Source organism: Kocuria sp. CCUG 69068 (assembly GCF_020833785.1).
In the GTDB taxonomy this organism is placed as follows: domain Bacteria; phylum Actinomycetota; class Actinomycetes; order Actinomycetales; family Micrococcaceae; genus Kocuria; species Kocuria rosea.
This window is the reverse complement of record NZ_PDDL01000017.1, coordinates 18,388-38,069: the sequence shown is the minus strand read 5'-3', so window position 1 is coordinate 38,069 and position 19,682 is coordinate 18,388. Positions and strand designations below refer to the sequence as shown.

Below are 19,682 nucleotides of genomic sequence, written 5' to 3'. Positions count from 1 at the left end.
GGTGGGGCTGCGGTGTCCGGGCGTCAGCCCTTGGGTCGCTTGAAGTAGGCGATGGGGTTGGTCTGGACGGGGGCGTTCACGTTGCCCGCCGGGACGTCGGCGGGGGTGCTGCCGGGGAGCACGGTGACGAGCTCCCACCCGTCGTCGCCCCAGTTGTCGAGGATCTGCTTGGTGGCGTGGATCATGAGCGGCACGGTGGCGTATTCCCAGGTAGTCATGGCCCCAGCGTAGCCACGAACGCGGGGACGCGCTCCGCCGTGACGGGCCGCACACCGGCTGCGGCCAGGTTCGCGCTTGTAGACTGTCCGAATGGCTTCCCGCAAGAACCCTGCCACGCAGGCACCGTCAGCCCTGGGCAACGTCGTGGCGTTCATCGCCACGAGCGTCGTTGCCGGCATCGTGGCCGCCGGTCTCCTGGTCCCCCCCGCAGCCGCCACCGGTCTCGCCGCCAACGCCTCCATCGGGTGGTTCAAGGACCTCCCGGCCCAGATGGAGGCGGGGCCGATGTCGCGCGCCTCCACCGTGGTGGCGCGGGACGGGACCGAGATCGCCACGTTCTACGCGCAGAACCGCACCCCTGTGTCCCTGGACGAGATGTCCCCGCACATGAGTGCCGCGATCCTCGCGATCGAGGACCGCGACTTCTACGAGCACGGCGGCGTGGACCTCGGCGGCATCCTGCGCGCCCTGGGCAACAACATCATCCGCCCGGACGCCCGCCAGGGCGCGTCGACCATCACGCAGCAGTACGTGAACAACCTGCTCATCGACTCCCAGGTCCGCGCCGGCGAGGAGGCCACCACCATCGGCGCCGACAAGGGCTACACGGACAAGATCAAGGAGATCAAGCTCGCCCTGTCCATGGAGCAGGAGCTGAGCAAGGACGAGATCCTCGAGGGCTACCTCAACATGGTGCTCTTCGGCGGGCAGAACTACGGCGTGGAGGCGGCCGCCCAGTACTACTGGGGCATCCCCGCGTCCGACCTGAGCATCTCCCAGTCCGCCGTCCTGGCCGGGATGGTGCAGTCCCCCAACTACTACGACCCCGCCGCGAACCCGGAGGCAGCCACCGAGCGGCGCAACATCGTGCTGGACACGATGCTCACCACCGGGGCCATCACCCAGGAGGAGCACGCGGCCGCGGCCGCCGAGCCCATCGAGGTGGACCCCAACCCCACCAACTCCGGGTGCACGGCCGCCGAGATCGCCCCCTACTTCTGCGACTACGTGGAGAACTCCATCCTCCAGGACTCGGCGTTCGGCGAGACCCCCGAGGAGCGGCTCAAGACCCTGCAGCTCGGCGGGCTCACCATCACCACCACGCTCGACGTCGAGGCCCAGCGCGCGGCCGAGGAGTCGGTCAACGAGACCCAGCCGCGGGACGACAACCCGGACAACGTCTCCACCGCGCTCGTCTCCCTCGAGCCGACCAACGGCGACATCGTGGCGATGGCGCAGAACACCTACTACTCCACCGGCGAGGGCGACTCCAACACCACGTACAACTTCAACGTGGACTCGTGGATGGGCGGGGCCGGCGGCTTCCAGGTCGGCTCGACCTACAAGCCGCTGACCTACGCCGCGTGGATCGACGCCGGCAACGGCGCGGAGGACGAGATCGACGCGACCCGGACCAAGTGGCCCGCAGACCACCGGTGGAAGGCCTCGTGCCTGGAGCGCGGGTACAAGATCGAGCCCGGCAACAACGGCGAGGGCTTCGAGATCCAGAACGCCGAGTCCGGCTACACCCGGGAGATGGAGGCCGACTTCGGCCTGTACAACTCGATCAACACCGCGATCTACGCGATGGCCGAGGACCTCGACCTGTGCGACATCGGGGAGATCTCCGAGTCCCTGGGCATCGTCAACGGCAAGGACGGCGAGCCCGTGGACACCACGGTCCTCGCGTCCCTGCTGGGCGGCTCCGTGGACATCTCCCCCATGACCATGGCCCGGGCGTACTCGGCGTTCGCCAACCGCGGCGAGATGTGCGAGCCCCGCGCCCTCGAGCGGGTCGTGGACTACACGGGCAAGGAGTACGAGATCCCCGAGACGTCCTGCGAGCGCGTGATCAGCGAGGACGTGGCCGACGGCGTGAACTTCGCGCTCAACCAGACCCTGGTCCGCGGCTCCGGCTGGCAGCGGGAGATCGGCCTGCCGGGCGCCTCCGCCGCCAAGACCGGCACCACCGACAACTCGACCCAGACGTGGATGATCGGCTACACCCGCGGCCTGGCCACCGCGTCCTGGGTCGGCAACTACGAGTTCGGCTCCCGGTCCCTGAACGGGCTGTCGATCGGCGGGGAGCGCACCGAGGGCGACGACTGGGTGGACGGCTCCACCTACGCCGGCGGCCAGTGGCAGCGGTTCATGGAGGAGGTGGCCCGGGACTACGACACGGACGAGTTCGAGGAGCCCTCCGACCGTGTGCTCGAGGGCCGCAACGGCACCTCGGAGCCCGGCTGAGGCCGGGAGCGGGAGTGGATCGCGTGCACACCCCCCGGGGCGCCGTCGCGCCCGCCCTGCGGACCGCCGCCGCCGTGACGGCGGCCGGTGCCGGGGCGGCGGCGGGCCTCGGCGCGTGGGGCGTCGTCGTCGAGCGCCGCCGGTTCCAGCTGCGCACGGAACGGCTCCGGCTGCTGCCCGAGGGCAGCGCGCCGCTGCGGATCCTGCACCTGTCGGACCTGCACGTCTGGCCCGGCCAGCGCGCTGTGCGGGAGTTCGTGCACTCGCTCGCGGCGCTGGAGCCGGACCTCGTGGTGGACACCGGGGACAACCTCTCCCACCCCGGGGCGCTGCCGTGGCTGCTGGAGATCCTGGAGCCGCTGTTCCGCTTCCCCGGGGCCTACGTCCCGGGGTCCAACTGCTACTTCGCGCCGCGGCCCAAGAACCCGTTCCGCTACCTGTGGCGGGACACCTCCGGGGAGGGCCGGGACGAGGCGCCCCGGCTGCCCACCCAGGACATGCACGACGCGTTCGACGCCGCGGGCTGGACGCCGCTGATCAACCGCTCCGCCCGGATGGAGGTCGCGGGCCTCACCCTGGACCTGTCCGGGGTGGACGACCCGCACCTGGGCTACGACCGGCACCCCGGCTTCGGTGACCCCGCGACGGCGGACCTGCGCCTCGGGGTGGCCCACGCCCCCTACCTGCGGACCCTGGACCGGTTCGCGGCGGACGGCGCGCAGCTGGTGCTGGCCGGGCACACGCACGGCGGGCAGGTCTGCCTGCCCGGTGGGCGGGCGCTGGTCAGCAACTGCGACCTCGAGCCGGAGCGCTGCAAGGGGCTCATCACCCAGGGCGGGGTGCCGGTCAACGTGTCGGCGGGCCTGGGGACGTCCCGCTTCGCCCCGATCCGGCTGTTCTGCCCGCCCGAGGCCGTGCTGCTGACGCTCACGGACTGAGCGGGCCTCCCCCGGCCGCCTGCACGCCGGCCGCCCGCACGCCGGCCGCCCGCACGCCGGCCGTCCGCGCGGGCGCTTTCAGCCGCCGCGCGGCACCAGGGCCTCGAGCACCGCGGGAAGGCGGGTGACGCCGTCGGAGCCGCAGAAGTGTCCCGCCCGCGGCACCACCCGCACGGGGGCGTCGAGCCGCGCGGCGAGCGCCTCGGTGGCGGCCGCCGGCACGGTCGGGTCGTTGTCCGAGCGCAGCACCAGACGACGCCGGGCGCCGGCGCGCACGGCGGAGACGTCCACGTCCTCGGCGAGGAACTCCTCGAGGAGCGGCACGGCCTCGAGCCGTCCCGTGAAGCCGGCCACGAGCACCAGCCCGCCGAGCGTCCACGGCTGGGGCAGACCGGCGAGGTGGCGCAGGATGGTGATGCAGCCCAGGCTGTGGCCCACCAGGTGGGTGTGCGGGTCCGGCTCGCCGACCGCCCGTGCCACGGCGGCCAGCCACGCCCCGGATTCCGGGAAGGACGGCTCCGGCAGCTCCACGACCTCGGTCCGCACGCCCTCGGCGGCGAGCCGGTCGCGCAGCCACGGGAACCAGTGCTGGTCGGGGGCGGCGTCGTAGCCGTGCACCACCACCACCCGGCGGACCTCCGGCTCCGGGCCGCTCACCCGGAGATCTCGGGGACCGCCACGATGATCCGGTGGTTGGTCCTGTCGCACAGGTACATCTCGACCGTGCCCTCCGGCACCGGGCCGCCCTCGGGCCACTGGTCCTCGGGGATCTGGCGCAGGGGCCCGCCGCAGGACGGGCAGATGGGGTCCATGGTGATCTCCTCCAGGGGTCGGCTCCCGGGCCGGCGGGCCCGTGGCCCGAGCTTCCCCCAAAACGACGCCGCCCACAATCCCCCCGCACCGCCCGGGGCCGGCGGACCGGACGGACGCGGGCGCATGGGCGCGCGCACGGGCCCGGTCTGCCGGGTCCCGGCGGCCCCCGCCGGACGGACCGCTGCGGCGCCTGTGGTCACACCATAGGATGTGGCGTGGACCACCCCGGTTGCCCCGCCTCCCCGTCAGGAGATCCCATGACCGCCCCCACCACGCATCCCGTCCCCGCCCCCGAGGCCCTGCTGGAGGAGCTGCGGGCCGGGTGCGGCCGCGACGCGGTGGTGACCTCGGAGCTCGAGCACCGCGCGCTGGCCCACGACGCCTCCCACTACCTGCTGCAGCCCGCGGCGGTGGTGCGCCCGCGCTCGGCCGCGGACATGGGCCACCTCTTCCGCGCGGTCGCCCGCCACGGCCTGGGCCTGACCTTCCGCTCCGGCGGGACGTCCCTGTCCGGGCAGTCCGTGACGGACCAGGTGCTGGTCGACGTCCGGCGGAACTTCCGGGGGGTCGAGGTGCTGGACGGCGGCCGGCGGGTCCGTGTGCAGCCCGGGGCCACGGTGCGGCAGGTCAATGCCCGGCTGGCCCCGTACGGCCGCAAGCTGGGGCCGGACCCGGCGAGCGAGGCCGCGTGCACGATCGGCGGTGTGGTGGCCAACAACTCCTCGGGCATGGCCTGCGGGACCGAGGCCAACACCTATCGGACGCTGGAGTCCCTGGTGTTCGTCCTGCCCTCCGGGACCCGGGTGGACACCGCGGACCCGGACGCCGACCGGCGGCTGCGGGAGCTCGAGCCGGCCCTGCACGAGGGTCTGCTGCGGCTGCGGGACCGGGTGCGCGGCGACCCGGCGTCGGTGCGCACGATCGAGCGGCAGTTCTCGATGAAGAACACCATGGGCTACGGCCTCAACTCCTTCCTGGACCACGACGAGCCGGTGCGGATCCTCGAGCACCTGATGGTCGGCAGCGAGGGCACCCTGGGCTTCGTGGCCCAGGCGGTCTTCCGGACGGTGGAGATCCTGCCGTTCGCCTCCACGGGACTGCTGGTGTTCCCGGACCTGGCCACGGCCACCCGCACGGTCCCCGCCCTGGTGGCGGCCCGCTCGGCCACGGTCGAGCTGCTGGACGCCACGTCCCTGAAGGTCTCCCAGCGCACGGGACTGGCCCCGGCGCAGATCCTGGACATCGACGTCCGCGACCACGCGGCGCTGCTCGTCGAGTACCAGGGCCGCACGCCCGAGGAGGAGCAGGAGCTCTCGGCGGGCGCCGCCGGGCTGTTCCGCACCCTGGACCTCGCAGTACCGCCCGCCCTGACGGACGACCCCGCGTCCCGGGCGGCGCTGTGGACCGTGCGCAAGGGCCTCTACACCACCGTGGCGGGTGCCCGGCCGAGCGGGTCCAACGCGCTGCTCGAGGACGTCGTCGTCCCTGTCGCGGAGCTCGGCGAGACCTGCGAGCAGCTCACGGGGCTCTTCGACGCCCACGGCTACCGGGACTCGGTGATCTTCGGGCACGCCAAGGACGGCAACGTGCACTTCATGCTCAACGAGCAGTTCGACCGCCCGGACCTGCTGGCCCGCTACGAGCGCTTCACCGAGGACATGGTCGCCCTGGTCCTCGACCACCACGGCTCGCTCAAGGCCGAGCACGGCACGGGCCGCAACATGGCGCCGTTCGTGCGCCGGCAGTACGGGGACGAGCTCTACGAGGTCATGGTGGCGCTCAAGCGGCTCGTCGACCCGGGCGCGCTGCTGAACCCGGGCGTGCTGCTCAACGAGGACCCCACGGTGTACGTGCGGGACCTCAAGACCGCGCCCACGGTGGAGCAGGAGGTGGACCGGTGCGTGGAGTGCGGCTACTGCGAGCCGGTCTGCCCGTCCAAGGACCTCACCCTCACGCCGCGGCAGCGCATCGTGGGCCGCCGGGAGATCGCGGCGGCCGAGGAGCGGGGGGACACGGAGCTCGCCGGCCGGCTGCGCGCCGAGTACGACTACGAGGGCCTGCAGACGTGCGCCGTGGACGGGATGTGCGTGACGGCCTGCCCCGTGCTCATCAATACGGGGGACCTCGTGCGCCGGCTGCGCGCCGAGGACCACAGCCGGGTCGCGGACGCCGGCTGGGGCGCCGCCGCGCGGGCGTGGGGGGCGACGACGACGGGCGCCGGGCTCGGCCTGACCGCCGCGAAGGCCCTGCCCGCCGCGCTGCCGGCCGCCGCGACCGCCGCGGCCCGGGCCGTCCTCGGCGCCGAGCACGTGCCGCAGTACAAGGCGGAGCTGCCCGCGGGCGGCCCGCCCCGGCCGCACCGGCGGGACCCGGCCGCGGAGGCCGTGTTCTTCCCGGCGTGCATCAACTCGATGTTCGGCACGGCCGCCCGCCCCGGGGGCGGCACGGGCCTGACCGCCTCGGAGGCGTTCCTGGCGCTGTGCGACCGCGCCGGGGTGCACGTCACCGTCCCCGAGGGCATCGGGAACCTGTGCTGCGGGACGCCGTGGAAGTCGAAGGGCCTGCCCACCGGGTACGCCACGATGTCGGAGCGGACGCTGGCCGGGCTGTGGGAGGCGACCCGCCAGGGCGAGCTGCCGGTCGTCTGCGACGCCGCGTCCTGCACCGAGGGCCTGGAGACCATGTCCGAGCTGGCGGCGGCGTCCAGCGAGTACCACGCGCTGCGGTTCGTGGACGCGGTGGAGTTCGTGGCGGACCGGGTGCTGGGGCGGCTGACCGTCAGCCGCCCGATCGGGTCCATGGCACTGCACCCCACGTGCTCGAGCGTGCACCTGGGCATCACCGGCGCCTTCGAGACCCTGGCCCGGGCGATCAGCGAGGACGTGGTCGTGCCGAAGGACTGGGGCTGCTGCGCCTACGCCGGGGACCGCGGGATGCTGCACCCCGAGTTCACGGCCTCGGCCACCGCGGCCGAGGCCCGCGAGGTCACCGGCCGCCGCTTCGACGCCTACGCGTCCCTGAACCGCACGTGCGAGCAGGGCATGACGGAGGCCACCGGCCACCCGTACCGGCACGTGCTCGAGCACCTGGAGGAGGCGACCCGCTGATCCGCGCCCCAGTTTCGGTTGTGCACAACTGAGTTGTGCTCAACCGACCCCTGTGCCACCATGGGGTCATGGACGCAGATCTCCGGCTCGACGCGCAGCTGTGCTTCGCGCTCTACGCCGCCTCACGTGCCACGACCGCGGCCTACCGCGAGCCGCTGGCGGAGCTCGGCCTGACCTACCCGCAGTACCTCGCGCTGCTCGCGCTGTGGGAGGCGGACGGCCAGACCGTCTCGGCGCTGGGCTCCCGCCTCCGCCTGGACAGCGGCACCCTCTCCCCGCTGCTCAAGCGGATGGAGACCGGCGGCCTCCTCGAGCGCCGCCGGGGGCACGACGACGAGCGGCGGGTCACCGTCCACCTCACGCCGTCCGGCCACCGGCTGCGCGAGCGCGCCCCGGCCGTGCAGCAGCGCGCCCTGGAGGCCTCGGGGCTGACCGCCGCCGAGATGGAGACGCTGCGGGCCCTGGCCCGGCGGATCGGCGCCCCCGCCGATCCGGGCGCCGCGGACCGCGCCGGCGCGGACGGCACCGGAACCCGAACCACCACCACCGACACCCAGGAGTGACCAGCATGGACACCGTCTACACCGCCGAGGCCCTCGCCACCGGTGCCGGCCGCGACGGCCGCACCCGCACCACCGACGGCCGGATCGACCTGGGCCTGGCCGTCCCGCAGGAGATGGGCGGCTCCGGCGACGGCGCCAACCCCGAGCAGCTCTTCGCCGCGGGCTACGCCGCCTGCTTCCACTCCGCGCTGCAGATGGTGGCCCGGCAGGAGAAGGTGAAGCTCGGCGACTCCAGCGTCGGGGCCCGCGTGGGCATCGGCGGCAACGGCCAGGGCGGCTTCGGCCTCGAGGTCGACCTCGAGGTCGTGCTCCCCGACCTCGACCCGGCCACCGCGCAGGCCCTGGCGGACAAGGCCCACCAGGTGTGCCCGTACTCGAACGCCACCCGCGGCAACGTCGACGTCCGCGTGACCGTCGCCGACGACTGATCCCCGCTCCCCCGCTCCCTTCCCTCGACCCCCAGGAGAACCGATGACCCCGCCCACCAGCACCCGCCAGGTCGTGCTCGCCTCCCGCCCCGACGGCACCCCCACCCCCGAGAACTTCCGGCTCGAGGAGGCCGCGCTGCCCGCGCCCGGTCCCGGCCAGGTCGTGGTCGCCAACCGCTGGATGTCCGTGGACCCGTACATGCGCGGCCGGATGAACGACGTGAAGTCCTACGTCCCGCCGTTCCAGGTGGACCGTCCGCTCGACGGCGGCGCCGTGGGCGAGGTCATCGCTTCCTCCGCGCCCGAGCTGCCCGTGGGCGCCACGGTGCTGCACGGGGCCGGGTGGCGGGAGCACGCGCTCGTCGAGGCCGCCTCGGCCACCGTGGTGGACCCCGCCCTCGCCCCGGAGTCGGCCTACCTGGGGGTGCTCGGCATGCCGGGGCTCACCGCGTACGCCGGCCTCATGGCGGCCGCACGGTTCCGGCCCGGGGACACGGTCTTCGTCTCCGGCGCCGCCGGGGCCGTGGGCTCGCTCGTCGGCCAGATCGCAAAGCTCAGCGGCGCCGCCCGCGTGATCGGCAGCGCCGGCTCGCCCGAGAAGGTCGCCCGCCTGCTGGAGCTCGGCTTCGACGCCGCCTTCGACTACCACGACGGCCCGGTGCTCCCCCAGCTGCGGCGCGCGGCGCCCGAGGGCATCGACGTCTACTTCGACAACGTGGGCGGCGAGCACCTGGAGGCCGCGATCTCCGCGCTGAACGTCCACGGCCGCGTGTGCCTGTGCGGGGCGATCTCGCAATACAACGCGACCGAGCCCCCGGCGGCGCCGCGGAACCTGGCGCTGGCGATCGGCAAGCAGCTGAGCCTGCAGGGCTTCCTGGTCAGCGGTCACCAGGACCTGGGCCCGGAGTTCCGCGAGAAGATGGCCGGCTGGCTCGCGGCCGGCGAAATCCGGTGGGACGAGACCGTGCGCGAGGGGCTGGACGACGCCCCGCAGGCGTTCATCGACCTGCTCGCCGGGGCCAACACCGGCAAGATGGTCGTCAAGCTGTGAGCTGAGCCGTCAGGCCGTCAGCTCGGCGCCGCCGGCGGCCAGCCGCGCGGCGAGCTCCCGCACCCCGGACACCCTGAGGTCCGGGGTGCGCGCGTACGTCGGCCAGGGCGAGCCGTGCCGGTCGATCCAGGCCGTGCGCAGCCCGGCGCGGGCGGCGCCGTGCAGGTCCCAGGGGTGCACCGCGACCATGAGCATCTGCTCCGGCGGCACGCCCCACGCCCCGCTCGCCCAGGTGTAGGCCTCGGACGCCGGCTTCCAGCAGGGGGCCTCCTCGACGGAGCAGACGCGCTCGAAGTGCTGCCGCACGCCCCCGCGCTCGAGCAGGCCCTCGGCCGTGGCCGCGGAGCCGTTGGTGAGGGCCGTGAGCCGGAACCCGGCGTCTGCCAGGGAGCGCACCCCGTCCGGGACGTCCGCGTGCAGGGGCAGCCGCTGCACGGCGTCCAGGACCCGGGCCACGGCGTCCTCCACGTCCCCGGCCGGCGGGTGCAGGGTGAAGAGCGTGCGCGCCGTCTCCTGCCCCAGCACGGAGAACGGCTGGGCCTCTCCGTGGACCGCCAGCGCGAAGCCCTCCCGCAGGACGGAGGCGAACCACGTGGCCGCCAGCTCCCCCGGCACCCCGACCTCCTCGAAGGCGTGGCGCAGGGGGCGCATGTCGGAGAGGGTCTCGTTCACGTCGAACACGAGGACGGGTCTGTCGTCGGTGGTCATTCCGGGGCCTTTCGTTCGCGGTGGTGCGCGGCACGGTCCGCGCGGGAGCCGGCGGGGGCGCTCAGCCTGCCGGGACGAGCCGGCCCAGGGGGCTGTTCTCGAAGTCGTCGAGGAGGGCCTGCGGGTCCGCGTAGACGGCCACGGCCCCGGCCTCGCGCAGCTCCGTCTCGCTGATCCCGCCGCTGGTCAGGCACACGGCGTCGAGGCCGAGCTTCCACGCGGACTCGACGTCCCAGCGGGCGTCCCCCACCACGATCGCGTCCTCGGGGCGTAGGTTCCCGGCCTCCAGGGCCGCGGCGAAGATGTCCGGGGCGGGCTTGCTGTGCTCGGCGTCCGTGGCGGTCGTGACCGCCGTGAGCAGGTCGTCCGAGCCGAGGGCCTCCCGCATGGCGGCCACCTCGGTGACGTTCGACGACGACGCCAGCACCACCACGAGCCCCGCGTCGGTGCAGCGGCGCAGCAGCTCGGCGGCGCCGCGGGTGGGCTTGAGCCCCGGCCAGTGCACGGAGAACAGGGCCCCGTGGGCCGCGCCGATGGCGTCGTCCCCGTCCCGGTCCCGGTCCGCGGGCAGCAGCTCGTCGATCAGCTGCTCCGAGCCCATGCCGATGAGCCGGTGGATGCGGTGCATGGGGACGTCGTGCCCGGCCTGGTTGAAGGCGTGCCACCAGGCGACGGTGTGCAGGTAGCTCGAGTCGATGAGGGTGCCGTCGACGTCGAACAGGACGCCGCGCCGGCTCGGCGCCGAGCGGTCGGGGGTCCGGGGAGGAGTCATGGCCTCACCCTCCCACCCGGTGGCCGGGTGAGCAATGGGGCGCGGAGTGGCGGTGGCGGCGCGGGTGCTCCGGGGGGACTCGTCCTGCTGTCGTGGAACGCCACCGCTCCCCCGACAACGACTGTGCGGAGGAAGGTCGGGGGCCGCCCGGTCCCGACCTCCCGCCGCTCACTGCACCGGCACGTCGTCGGCGGCGCTGTGCGGGCCGCTCCCCTGGTCCGCGGTGGCCGGACCGAGCGGGAGCCCGCGTCCGTCCTGCTGCGCGCTCTCGTCCGCCCCCGTGCCGTCGACGTCCCGGGTGGAGGCCGCGAAGCGCTGGATCACGGCTGCCGCCGCGTCGGTCATCTCGCCCAGTCCCCGGGCGTCGACGTTGGCGAGGTCGTCGCACGCGCCGTGGTAGCAGAAGTCGTAGGCGACTCCGGCCCGGCCGCCGAACAGCGCGGCCTGCTCCGCGGTCTTGATCCCCTCGGCGCCGGTGAACAGACCGCCGGAGGGGACGCCCTCGGCGATGAAGGGCCCGTAGTCGCTGCGGCCGCTGAACTCCGTCTCACCGGAGGCCAGGCCCACGGAGCCGAAGTGCTCGTGGAAGGCCGCCTCGATCGCGGCCGAGCCCGCCGGGGCGATCACGGGGCCGTCGGGGCCCTGCACGGGCGGGAACGCGGAGTGGTCGCCGTCGTAGACGAACCGCCCGTGGTTCGGGGAGCCGATCATGTCGAAGTTCAGGTACACCGCGATGTCCTCCAGCGCGGCGGGGTCGTTGGTCTTCAGGTCCGCGACGTAGTGCCGGGAGCCGCGCAGGCCGAACTCCTCCGCGCCCCACCAGGCGAAGCGCACCGTGTTCGCGGTCTCGGTGCCCGCGAGCGCCTCGGCGATGGCCAGGATCCCCGCGGAGCCCGAGCCGTTGTCGTTGATGCCCGCGCCCTCGGGGACGCTGTCCAGGTGGGCCCCGACCATCACCGTGCTCCCGGGATCGCCCGAGCCCGTCTCGGCGAGGACGTTGAACGTCTCACGGTTCTCGGAGACGGTCTGCGCCGTCACGGTCACCTCGCCCCCGCCCAGCAGGGCGGTCCCGGCCGCATGGCTGAGACCGACCACCGGGAGGGTCGTGGCACCGGGCTCCCCGAGCGTGCCGGCGACCACGCCTTCCTCTCCGGGGAGACCGGTGTTGAAGATCAGCACCGCGGAGGCCCCGGCGGCCTGGGCGTTGGCGGCCTTCACGCCGAAGGTGCACGTGCCCCGCTGGAGCAGGGCGACGCTGCCCGCCGTGAAGCCTGCGAAGTCCTCGGCCTCGCAGCCGCTGGTGCTCGCCGCCGGGGCGCCGGTGGTGTCCACGGCCTGCACCGGGGCGGTCACCGTGCCGGACCCGGAGTAGACCATGACGGCCGCCTCCGCCGCGGTCAGGGTCCGCGGGACACCGCCCGGGCCGGGCACGGCCACGGTGGTCGGGACGATCTCCTGGAAGAACGGGAAGGAGAAGCTCTGGACCCGCGGGGCGTAGCCGGCGGCGCGCAGCCGGCCGACCACGTAATCCGCGCTGCCCCGGTAGCCCGGGGTGCCCGAGGCCCGGTTGCCGCCGTTGGCGTGGGCGACGGCCTGGAACACCTCGAGGTGGTCCAGCACCTGCTGCACGGGCACGGCCGCGGCGGTCGGGGCGAGCGCTCCGGCGTCGCCGGCCTCCCCCGGAGCCGCCGTGACGGCGCTCGGCATGGTGAGCGCGAGGGTGCCGGCCAGGGCCGCGGCCACGGTCCATCGGCGGGGTGTGGGGTGCGGCATGGGTCCTCCCGGGGCCTGAGGCCGATCGGGGGCTCGACCGTGTCCGTCATGGGCCCCATCGGGCGGGTGGAGTCCTGCGCACAGGATCTCAGCTCCAGGTCAGGGGCACAATGACCGGACGGATTGTGGCGCCGGGAACCGCATCCGTCTCAGTGCGGCCGCCTCACTCGGTCTGCCTCTGCGCGGCGGCGTTGCTGGGGCCGCGGCCCTGGTCGACAGCGGCGGAGGGAACGGGCGCCACGATGCCGAGCAGCCGCCGGCCCTCCGTCTCGAGGTCCTCGGTGGAGTTCGCGAAGCGCAGGACGACGGCGGAGGCCGCGCCGGTCATCTCCTCCAGCGTCCGGAGGTCGACGTTGCTGAGGTCGTCGCAGGACGCGTGGTAGCAGAAGTCGTAGCCGATGCCCGCCCGGCCGCCGAACAGCGCCGCCTGCTCCACGGTCTTGATCCCCTCCGCCCCGGTGAACAGGCCGCCGGAGGCGATGCCCTCGGCGATGAACGGGCCGTAGTCGCTGCGGCCGCTGAACTCGGTCTCGCCGGAGGCCAGGCCCACGGAGCCGAAGTGCTCGTGGAAGGCCGCCTCGATCGCGGCCGAGCCCGCCGGGGCGGGCACCGAGCCGTCCTCCGGGCCGAAGGCCGAGGCGTCGCCGTCGTAGACGAAGCGCCCGTGGTTCGGGGAGCCGATCATGTCGAAGTTCAGGTACAGCGCGATGTTCCCGAGCGTCCCGGCGTCGCTGGTCTTGAGGTCCGTGACGTAGTGGCGGGACCCGAGCAGGCCGAACTCCTCCGCGCCCCACCAGGCGAAGCGCACCGCGTTGGCGGTCTCCGTGCCGGCGAGCGCCTCGGCGATCGCCAGGATGCCCGCGGATCCGGACGCGTTGTCGTTGATCCCGGGGCCCTCCGGGACGCTGTCCAGGTGGGCGCCGACCATGACCGTGCGCTGCCCGTCGCCGGAGCCCGTCTCGGCGAGGACGTTGAACGTCTCCCGGCTCTCGGAGACGGTCTGCGTGCTGACCGTCACCTCGCCCCCGCCCAGCAGGGCCACGCCGGCCGCGTAGCTCAGGCCGACCACGGGGACGGTCACCCCGCCGGGATCGCCCAGGGTGCCGGCGACCGCGCCCTCCGCGCCGTCCAGTCCCGTGTTGAAGATCAGCACCGCGGACGCTCCGGCGGCCACCGCATTGGCGGCCTTCACCCCGAAGGCGCACGTGCCCCGCTGGAGCAACGCGATGTTCCCCGGCACGAACTCGGCGAAGTCACCGGCCTCGCACCCGCTGGTGCTCGCGGCCTTCTCGCCGGTCGTCCCCACGGCCTGCACCGGCGCCGTCACGGTCCCGGAGCCGGAGTAGGTCATGACCGCCACGTCGGTCGCGGGAAGCTGTCGTCCCCCTGCGCTGACCGTGGCCGGGGCGGTCTCCTGGAAGAAGGGGAAGGTGAACTCTTGGACCCGCGGGGCGTAGCCGGCGGCCCGCAGCCGGCCGACCACGTAGTCCACGCTGCCCCGGTAGCCGGACGTGCCCGAGGCGCGGTTGGCGTTGTTCGCGTTGGCGATGGCCTGGAACACCTCGAGGTGCTCCAGCACCTTCCCGACGGGCACGCCCGCCGCGGTCACCGGGACCACCCCGTCGTGGTCGGGGTGGCGGCGGCCACGGTCCGGTGGTGGTGGGTGCGGTGACGCATGGGATCTCCCGGGGCAGGGGCCGATCGGGGGCTCGACCGTGGGGTCGGCTCCATCGTGCTGGTGGAGCCCTGTGCCCAGAATCTCAACTGCACGTCAGCGGCACAACGGTTGGGCGGATTGTGGCGCAGCGAACGGCCCCGCCCCCGGCAGTTCGCGCCGGGGACGGGGCCGTTCGCTGGGGCTCGGGACCGTCAGGCGGCCGCCTTGTCGTGGCCGTGCCCGTGGCCGCGACCGTGCTCGGAGTGCGGGCCGTGGCCGCGGTCGTCGCCCTTCGGGTGGCCGACGGCGCCCTTGCCCTTCTGCCGGTAGGGCTTGCCCTCGCCGTTGACGTCGTGGGTGGACGTCGCGTAGCGCAGGACGACCGCCGCGGCGGCGTCGGACATCTCCTCCATGCCCTGGAGGTTCACGTTCGAGATGTCGTCGCACGCGGAGTGGTAGCAGGAGTCGTATGCGACGCCGGCCTGGCCGCCGAACAGCTCGGCCTGCTCCTGGGTCTTCACGCCCTCGGCGCCCGTGAAGAGGCCGCCGGAGGGGATGTCGGCCTCGATGAACGGCCCGTAGTCGCTGCGGCCGCTGAACTCGGTGTCCCCGGAGGCCAGCCCCACCGAGGCGAAGTGCTCGTGGAACGCCGCCTCGATCGCCGCGGAGCCCTCGGGGACGTTCGTGTCGCCGGGGTCGAAGGTGGAGGCGTCGCCGTCGTAGACGAAGCGCCCGTAGTTCGGGGAGCCGATCATGTCGAAGTTCAGGTACATCGCGATGTCCTCGAACGCCTCGGGGTCGTTCTCCCGCAGATCGGTCACGTAGTGCTCGGCGCCCAGCAGGCCGAGCTCCTCCGCGCCCCACCAGGCGAAGCGCACGGTGTTCTCGGTCTTCGTCTTGGCCATCGCCTCCGCGATGGCGAGGATGCCGGCCGACCCGGTGCCGTTGTCGCTGATGCCGGCGCCCTCGAGCACGCCGTCCAGGTGCGCGCCGACCACCACCGTGTTCTCCGGGTCCCCCGAGCCGGTCTCGGCGAGGACGTTGTAGGTGGTGCGGGTCGCCGAGACGGTGTCCGTGGCGACCGTGACCTCGGCGGCGTCCAGCAGGTCCACGCCCGCCTGGTAACTGATGCCGACCGTCGGCAGGGACGTGGCCTCCGGGGAGCCAAGGGTGCCGGCGACGGCGTCCTCGGCGTTCGGCAGGCCCGTGTTGAAGATCAGCACGGCGCTCGCACCGGCCGCCTCCGCGTTCGCGGCCTTGACCGCGAAGGAGCAGGTGCCGCGCTGGAGCAGAGCAATGTTGCCCGCCTCGAAGCCGGCGAAGTCGCTCGCCTCGCAGCCGCTGGTGCTGCCCACCCGGGCTCCGGTGGTGTCGACCGCCTGCACCGTGCCGGTGACGGTGCCCGTGCCGGAGTAGGTCATCACCGCGACGTCCCCGGCGGCGAGCTGCGTGCCGTCCGCGGCGACCGTGGCGGGGGTGCGCTCCTGGAAGAACGGGAAGTCGAACGCCTGGACCTCCGGGGTGTAGCCGGCGGCGCGCAGCCTCTCGACCACGTAGTCGACGCTGGCCTGGTAGCCGGAGGTGCCGGAGGCGCGGTTGCCGTCGTTGGCCTCCGCGATCGACTGGAAGGCGTTCAGGTGCTCCGTGAGCTTCTGCTGGGAGACGGCCTGGGTGATCTTGTGGGTGGTGTTGTTGTTGCTGGTGTCGCGGGTGGGGGCCGCGACGGCACTGGTCGCCGTGAGGGTCAGGGCGCCGGCCAGGGCGGCCGCGGTGATCCAGTGGCTGGGTTTGCGGACGGGCATGGAACCTCCAGGTGAGCGGCGGCCGGGAGGTAGCCCGGCCGTGACGCGGTTCACAGTCATCGAGGAATGACTCGGATTTGCACATGCTCACAAATGGGTTACCGACCGGTCAATAACTTTTGTCCACTACTTGGCCCACAACAATGGCAGACCAGGTTCACCGGCGCCCGCGGGCGCGGTGCCGCACAGCGACGGCCGCCGCTACGGCCGCCGCGACGATCACGCTCACGGCGGCGAGGCCTATGAGAACCGGCCCGAGCTCCTCGAGCGCCCCGCGGCGTGGCCACCCGTCCGGAGGATCCAGGGGCGCCCCGTCGTCGATCGTGGATGACGCGAAGCCCAGGACGACCGCGGCCATGGCGTCGCTCATCTCCTCCAGGATCTGGAGATCGACGTTGTCCAGGTTTTCGCAGGCGGCGTGGTAGCAGGGATCGTAGACCTCGCCGGCCTCGCCGCCGTACCGGGCGGCCTCCTGTCGCGTCTTCTCACCCGTGTCGCCGGTGAAGAGCCCGCCCACGGGGATCCCGGCCTCGGCGAACACGAGGTGGTCGCTGCCGTCGTCGATCGGCACCTCGTCGAAAGCCACCGCCTCGGACTCGAAGTAGGCCTCGAACGCCACCTCGATGGCGTCCGATCCGTCCGGCGCCTCCACGGAGTCGTCGTGCCAGCCGCTGCCGGACGTGTCGCCGTCGTAGACGAAGCGCCCGTAGTTCGGGGAGCCGATCATGTCGAAGTTCAGGTACAGCGCGATGTCCTCGAACGCCCCGGGGTCGTTGGCCCGGAGATCGGAGACGTAGTGGTCGGCGCCGTTGAGGTTCAATTCCTCCGCGCCCCACCAGGCGAAGCGCACCCTGTTCCGCGTGTCGGTGCCGGCCAGGGCCTCGGCCACGGCGAGGACGCCTGCGGCACCGGAGCCGTTGTCGTTGAGACCGGGGCCCTCCGGCACGCTGTCCAGGTGCGCACCGACCAGCACGGTGCTGCCCGGGTCGCCCGTGGCCGTGTCCGCCAGGACGTTGTACGTCACGCGGCGCTCCGTGGACCTGTCCTCGCCATGGTCATCGTCGTCGTGGTCCTCGTCGTACGGGAATGTGAAGGCCTGCACCCGGGGGTGGTAGCCGGCGGCGCGCAGCCGCTCCACGACGTGGTCGACGCTCGCACGGTAACCGGCGGTTCCGGCGGCGCGGTTGCCGCTGTGGCCGTCCGCGGCGTTCTGGAACGCCTGCAAGTGCCCCTCCAGCTGCTCCGCGGTGACGGCCCGGGTGATCTCCTCCGTCGAGGCGGCGCCGTCGCGCCCTGCCGGAAGGGCCGCGGCCGGGACGTCGGCTGGAAGGAGGAGAGCCGCCGTCAGCACGGCCGGGGCGAGCCCCCTGCTGAGTGCTCGTCGACGCACGACCCCTCCCCCGGGACATGGCACCGTCCGCGCCCTCGGTGGACGTCTCTCGCGACGTGCGCCGCGGATAGACGGTGCTGTGCGATCCCACAAGCACGGGCCGGAGCTCCGGTCAACGATCCGCAGATCACCGTTGCCGCGCTACGACACGGCCACGCGCACCCGATTTCCCACCCGCGCAGCCAGATGGCTATGATGGAGCAGTTGTTTCCGGCTGAGACCGGATGCTTCACGGGATGTGGCGCAGCTTGGTAGCGCGCGTCGTTCGGGACGACGAGGTCGCAGGTTCAAATCCTGTCATCCCGACCACCAGCGAAAGGCCCCGGACCGGTCGGTCCGGGGCCTTTCGCATGCCGTGACGACGACGCACGGGTCGTGTCCATGTGCCGGTGCTAGAACTGCTCCATCGCGTTGAGCACCACCGGGCCCATGATCATGAGCAAAAGCACTGGCAGGATGAGCAGCATGAGGGGGACGGTGATCTTGACGGGAATTTTCATGGCCTGCTCCTCGGCCCGCTGCTTGCGCTTCATGCGCATTTCCGACGCCTGGGTCCGCAGCACCGAACTGATGGAGATGCCGTAGACGTCAGCCTGCACCACGGCACGGGTAAAGTTCCGCAGATCCGGCACGTTGGTCCGTTCCTCCAGCGCGAGGTAAGCGTCCTTGCGGGGCACGCCGACCCTCATGTCCCCCAGCGTGCGCTGGAGCTCCTCCGCCAGGGGACCCTTGCCGTTCTCCCCCGCCCGGGACATGGCGGACTCGAAGCCGAGCCCGGCCTCCACCGCGATCAGCATCTGATCCAGCGTGTCGGGCAACTCCAGCCCGATCGCCCGCTGACGTTCGATGCCGCGGCTGTAGACGAGGAGGTCCGGGACGAAGTAGGCCACGGCCGTGACCACGATGACAAGAGCGAGCATCCTGCCACTGGCGTTGCCGGTCAGGAGCAGCACCCCCAGGACCAGCCCGATGCCCGCCAGGAGCGGTTTGGCTGCGAGCAACCGCGAGAGCGGCCACGCCGCCGGGCGGCCGGCCAGCGCATGCAGGCGGTCGAGCCGCGCCACGCCCTTCGGCGTCGTGAACCGGTGCAGACTGCCCCAGGTGGGTCGGGCAGAGCTACCGACAGTGGCGATCTCGGCGCTGAAACCGCGGGACAGGTTGTCCCGCACCTGACGTGCGGACGCTCCGGCAGTGCTGAACACCGCCCACAGGGCCAGCGCGAGGGCTGCGCCGAGCGCCACAGCGGCGTAGGTAAGGGTCGGTGCCACGGGATCACTCCTGAATCTGTGCGGGGAAGGGACGAGCTAGAACTTGAAACTGACGATCTTGCGCATCCACAGCCCGCCGAGACCGAGCATGATGGTGGCGAGGGCCAGCAGCCCCCATCCGATGGGGTTCTGGAACATCGCGGTGAAGAAGGAGGGGTTCATAATGCCCATCGCTCCGGGGACCAAGATCGGCAACGCCATGAGGATGTAGGCGGACATCTTCCCCTCGGCGCTCAGTGCTTTGACCTGGCGGCGGATCTGATTGCGTTCTCTGATGGTGTGGCCGACCTGGTCGAGGACCTCGGCGAGGTCGCCGCCCACCTCTCGGTGAATGCCGATGGCCTGCGAGACCCAGCTGAAGTCCTCGTTGCCCATCCGCTCCGCCGTCTCGTCGAGGGCACTGTTGAGGTCGCGGCCGAGACGGGTCTGGTTGACCACCCGGGCCAGCTCTTCACTGGCGGGGGCCTGGGCCTCGCGTGAGACGGCGTCAACAGCACGCAGAAGGCTGTGGCCAGCCCGGAGGCTGCCAGCGAGTAGCTGCAGGGTGTCGTCGAGCTGATCGGCGAAAGCACGTCGCCGTTTGCCGACCGCCAGTCCCAGGAACACCTTCCCCCCGAGCGGCGCCAGGACCAGCAGCAGCAGGCCGAGCAGTGGCCCGCCCACGAGGAAGCCGAGAATGGCGGAGACCAGCCCCGCGGCACCCACCAGCACGAGGAAGTCTGCCGGAGAGAGACGCAGCCCGGCGCGGTCCAGGGCGTCGGTGATGGACCGGGTCCAGCCGTGGCGGTTCAGCGTGTCGGCGATCGCGCTGGTGGTGATCCCGGTGACGCGGCTGAGCATGGACGGCGGAGCCTCGTCGAGCCGCGGCGGCCGTCTCCGGTCCACCGGGAGGCGAGGCGTGGAGGACCTGAACGTGATGAACAGCAGCAGCAGGAAGGCCATCAGA

17 protein-coding genes and 1 tRNA gene are annotated in these 19,682 nt (G+C 72.8%); 7 read left to right on the top strand and 11 right to left on the bottom strand.

Annotated features, from left to right (window positions below; genetic code table 11):
* Nucleotides 1–23: 23 nt before the first annotated feature.
* Nucleotides 24–218: a hypothetical protein gene (locus tag CRM73_RS05465; protein WP_031282517.1), complete on the bottom strand. Its 195-nt coding sequence runs from the start codon at nucleotides 216–218 to the stop codon at nucleotides 24–26.
* Between the two features lie 91 nt (nucleotides 219–309).
* Here CRM73_RS05465 and CRM73_RS05460 point away from each other — a divergent pair, with 91 nt between their 5' ends.
* Together CRM73_RS05460 and CRM73_RS05455 are read left to right on the top strand one after the other, a co-directional pair.
* Nucleotides 310–2,466 (top strand): transglycosylase domain-containing protein, encoded by a 2,157-nt coding sequence (locus CRM73_RS05460; RefSeq protein WP_229587073.1) that lies wholly within the window; start codon nucleotides 310–312, stop codon nucleotides 2,464–2,466.
* Between the two features lie 23 nt (nucleotides 2,467–2,489).
* The gene (locus CRM73_RS05455) at nucleotides 2,490–3,404 is read left to right on the top strand and encodes a metallophosphoesterase (protein WP_017832524.1); all 915 of its coding nucleotides are present in this window, start codon (nucleotides 2,490–2,492) and stop codon (nucleotides 3,402–3,404) included.
* Between the two features lie 78 nt (nucleotides 3,405–3,482).
* Here the strand turns inward: CRM73_RS05455 and CRM73_RS05450 are convergent, their stop codons facing one another.
* Together CRM73_RS05450 and CRM73_RS05445 are read right to left on the bottom strand one after the other, a co-directional pair.
* Nucleotides 3,483–4,061: an alpha/beta hydrolase gene (locus CRM73_RS05450; protein WP_017832525.1), complete on the bottom strand. Its 579-nt coding sequence runs from the start codon at nucleotides 4,059–4,061 to the stop codon at nucleotides 3,483–3,485.
* Nucleotides 4,058–4,216, bottom strand: coding sequence for a hypothetical protein (locus CRM73_RS05445; RefSeq protein ID WP_017832526.1), 159 nt, complete (start codon nucleotides 4,214–4,216; stop codon nucleotides 4,058–4,060). Before CRM73_RS05445 ends, CRM73_RS05450 begins: the two co-directional genes overlap by 4 nt.
* Before the next feature lie 258 nt (nucleotides 4,217–4,474).
* On the opposite strand from CRM73_RS05445, the gene CRM73_RS05440 reads away from it, so the two are divergent.
* The 4 genes from CRM73_RS05440 (at nucleotide 4,475) to CRM73_RS05425 (ending at nucleotide 9,366) form a co-directional block, all read left to right on the top strand.
* Nucleotides 4,475–7,324, top strand: a complete 2,850-nt coding sequence (locus tag CRM73_RS05440; RefSeq protein WP_229587072.1) for an FAD-binding and (Fe-S)-binding domain-containing protein — start codon at nucleotides 4,475–4,477, stop codon at nucleotides 7,322–7,324.
* A 68-nt stretch (nucleotides 7,325–7,392) separates the two neighbouring features.
* Entirely contained in the window at nucleotides 7,393–7,887 is a 495-nt protein-coding gene (locus CRM73_RS05435) for a MarR family transcriptional regulator (protein ID WP_229587070.1), read from the top strand.
* A 5-nt stretch (nucleotides 7,888–7,892) separates the two neighbouring features.
* Nucleotides 7,893–8,315: an organic hydroperoxide resistance protein gene (locus CRM73_RS05430; protein WP_017832530.1), complete on the top strand. Its 423-nt coding sequence runs from the start codon at nucleotides 7,893–7,895 to the stop codon at nucleotides 8,313–8,315.
* Between the two features lie 43 nt (nucleotides 8,316–8,358).
* Nucleotides 8,359–9,366, top strand: coding sequence for an NADP-dependent oxidoreductase (locus CRM73_RS05425; RefSeq protein ID WP_017832531.1), 1,008 nt, complete (start codon nucleotides 8,359–8,361; stop codon nucleotides 9,364–9,366).
* A gap of 9 nt (nucleotides 9,367–9,375) precedes the next feature.
* On the opposite strand, the gene CRM73_RS05420 is transcribed toward CRM73_RS05425, so the two are convergent.
* From CRM73_RS05420 to CRM73_RS05395, 6 genes are all read right to left on the bottom strand, one after another.
* On the bottom strand, nucleotides 9,376–10,074 hold the full coding sequence (locus tag CRM73_RS05420) for a haloacid dehalogenase type II (protein ID WP_229587068.1): 699 nt from the start codon (nucleotides 10,072–10,074) through the stop codon (nucleotides 9,376–9,378).
* A 61-nt stretch (nucleotides 10,075–10,135) separates the two neighbouring features.
* The gene (locus tag CRM73_RS05415) at nucleotides 10,136–10,846 is read right to left on the bottom strand and encodes an HAD family hydrolase (RefSeq protein ID WP_109268175.1); all 711 of its coding nucleotides are present in this window, start codon (nucleotides 10,844–10,846) and stop codon (nucleotides 10,136–10,138) included.
* A gap of 168 nt (nucleotides 10,847–11,014) precedes the next feature.
* Nucleotides 11,015–12,619, bottom strand: coding sequence for a M28 family peptidase (locus tag CRM73_RS05410; protein ID WP_229587067.1), 1,605 nt, complete (start codon nucleotides 12,617–12,619; stop codon nucleotides 11,015–11,017).
* Nucleotides 12,620–12,782: 163 nt separating this feature from the next.
* The gene (locus CRM73_RS05405) at nucleotides 12,783–14,237 is read right to left on the bottom strand and encodes a M28 family peptidase (protein WP_229587066.1); all 1,455 of its coding nucleotides are present in this window, start codon (nucleotides 14,235–14,237) and stop codon (nucleotides 12,783–12,785) included.
* Nucleotides 14,238–14,488: 251 nt separating this feature from the next.
* Nucleotides 14,489–16,078, bottom strand: coding sequence for a M20/M25/M40 family metallo-hydrolase (locus CRM73_RS05400; protein ID WP_229587065.1), 1,590 nt, complete (start codon nucleotides 16,076–16,078; stop codon nucleotides 14,489–14,491).
* A gap of 157 nt (nucleotides 16,079–16,235) precedes the next feature.
* The gene (locus CRM73_RS05395) at nucleotides 16,236–17,468 is read right to left on the bottom strand and encodes a M28 family peptidase (RefSeq protein WP_229587064.1); all 1,233 of its coding nucleotides are present in this window, start codon (nucleotides 17,466–17,468) and stop codon (nucleotides 16,236–16,238) included.
* Between the two features lie 232 nt (nucleotides 17,469–17,700).
* Here CRM73_RS05395 and CRM73_RS05390 point away from each other — a divergent pair.
* A tRNA-Pro gene (locus CRM73_RS05390) sits at nucleotides 17,701–17,777 on the top strand.
* 83 nt (nucleotides 17,778–17,860) lie between these two features.
* On the opposite strand, the gene CRM73_RS05385 is transcribed toward CRM73_RS05390, so the two are convergent.
* Together CRM73_RS05385 and CRM73_RS05380 are read right to left on the bottom strand one after the other, a co-directional pair.
* The gene (locus tag CRM73_RS05385) at nucleotides 17,861–18,736 is read right to left on the bottom strand and encodes a type II secretion system F family protein (RefSeq protein ID WP_229587063.1); all 876 of its coding nucleotides are present in this window, start codon (nucleotides 18,734–18,736) and stop codon (nucleotides 17,861–17,863) included.
* 36 nt (nucleotides 18,737–18,772) lie between these two features.
* Nucleotides 18,773–19,678, bottom strand: a complete 906-nt coding sequence (locus CRM73_RS05380) for a type II secretion system F family protein (protein WP_229587062.1) — start codon at nucleotides 19,676–19,678, stop codon at nucleotides 18,773–18,775.
* Between the last annotated feature and the right edge of the window lie 4 nt (nucleotides 19,679–19,682).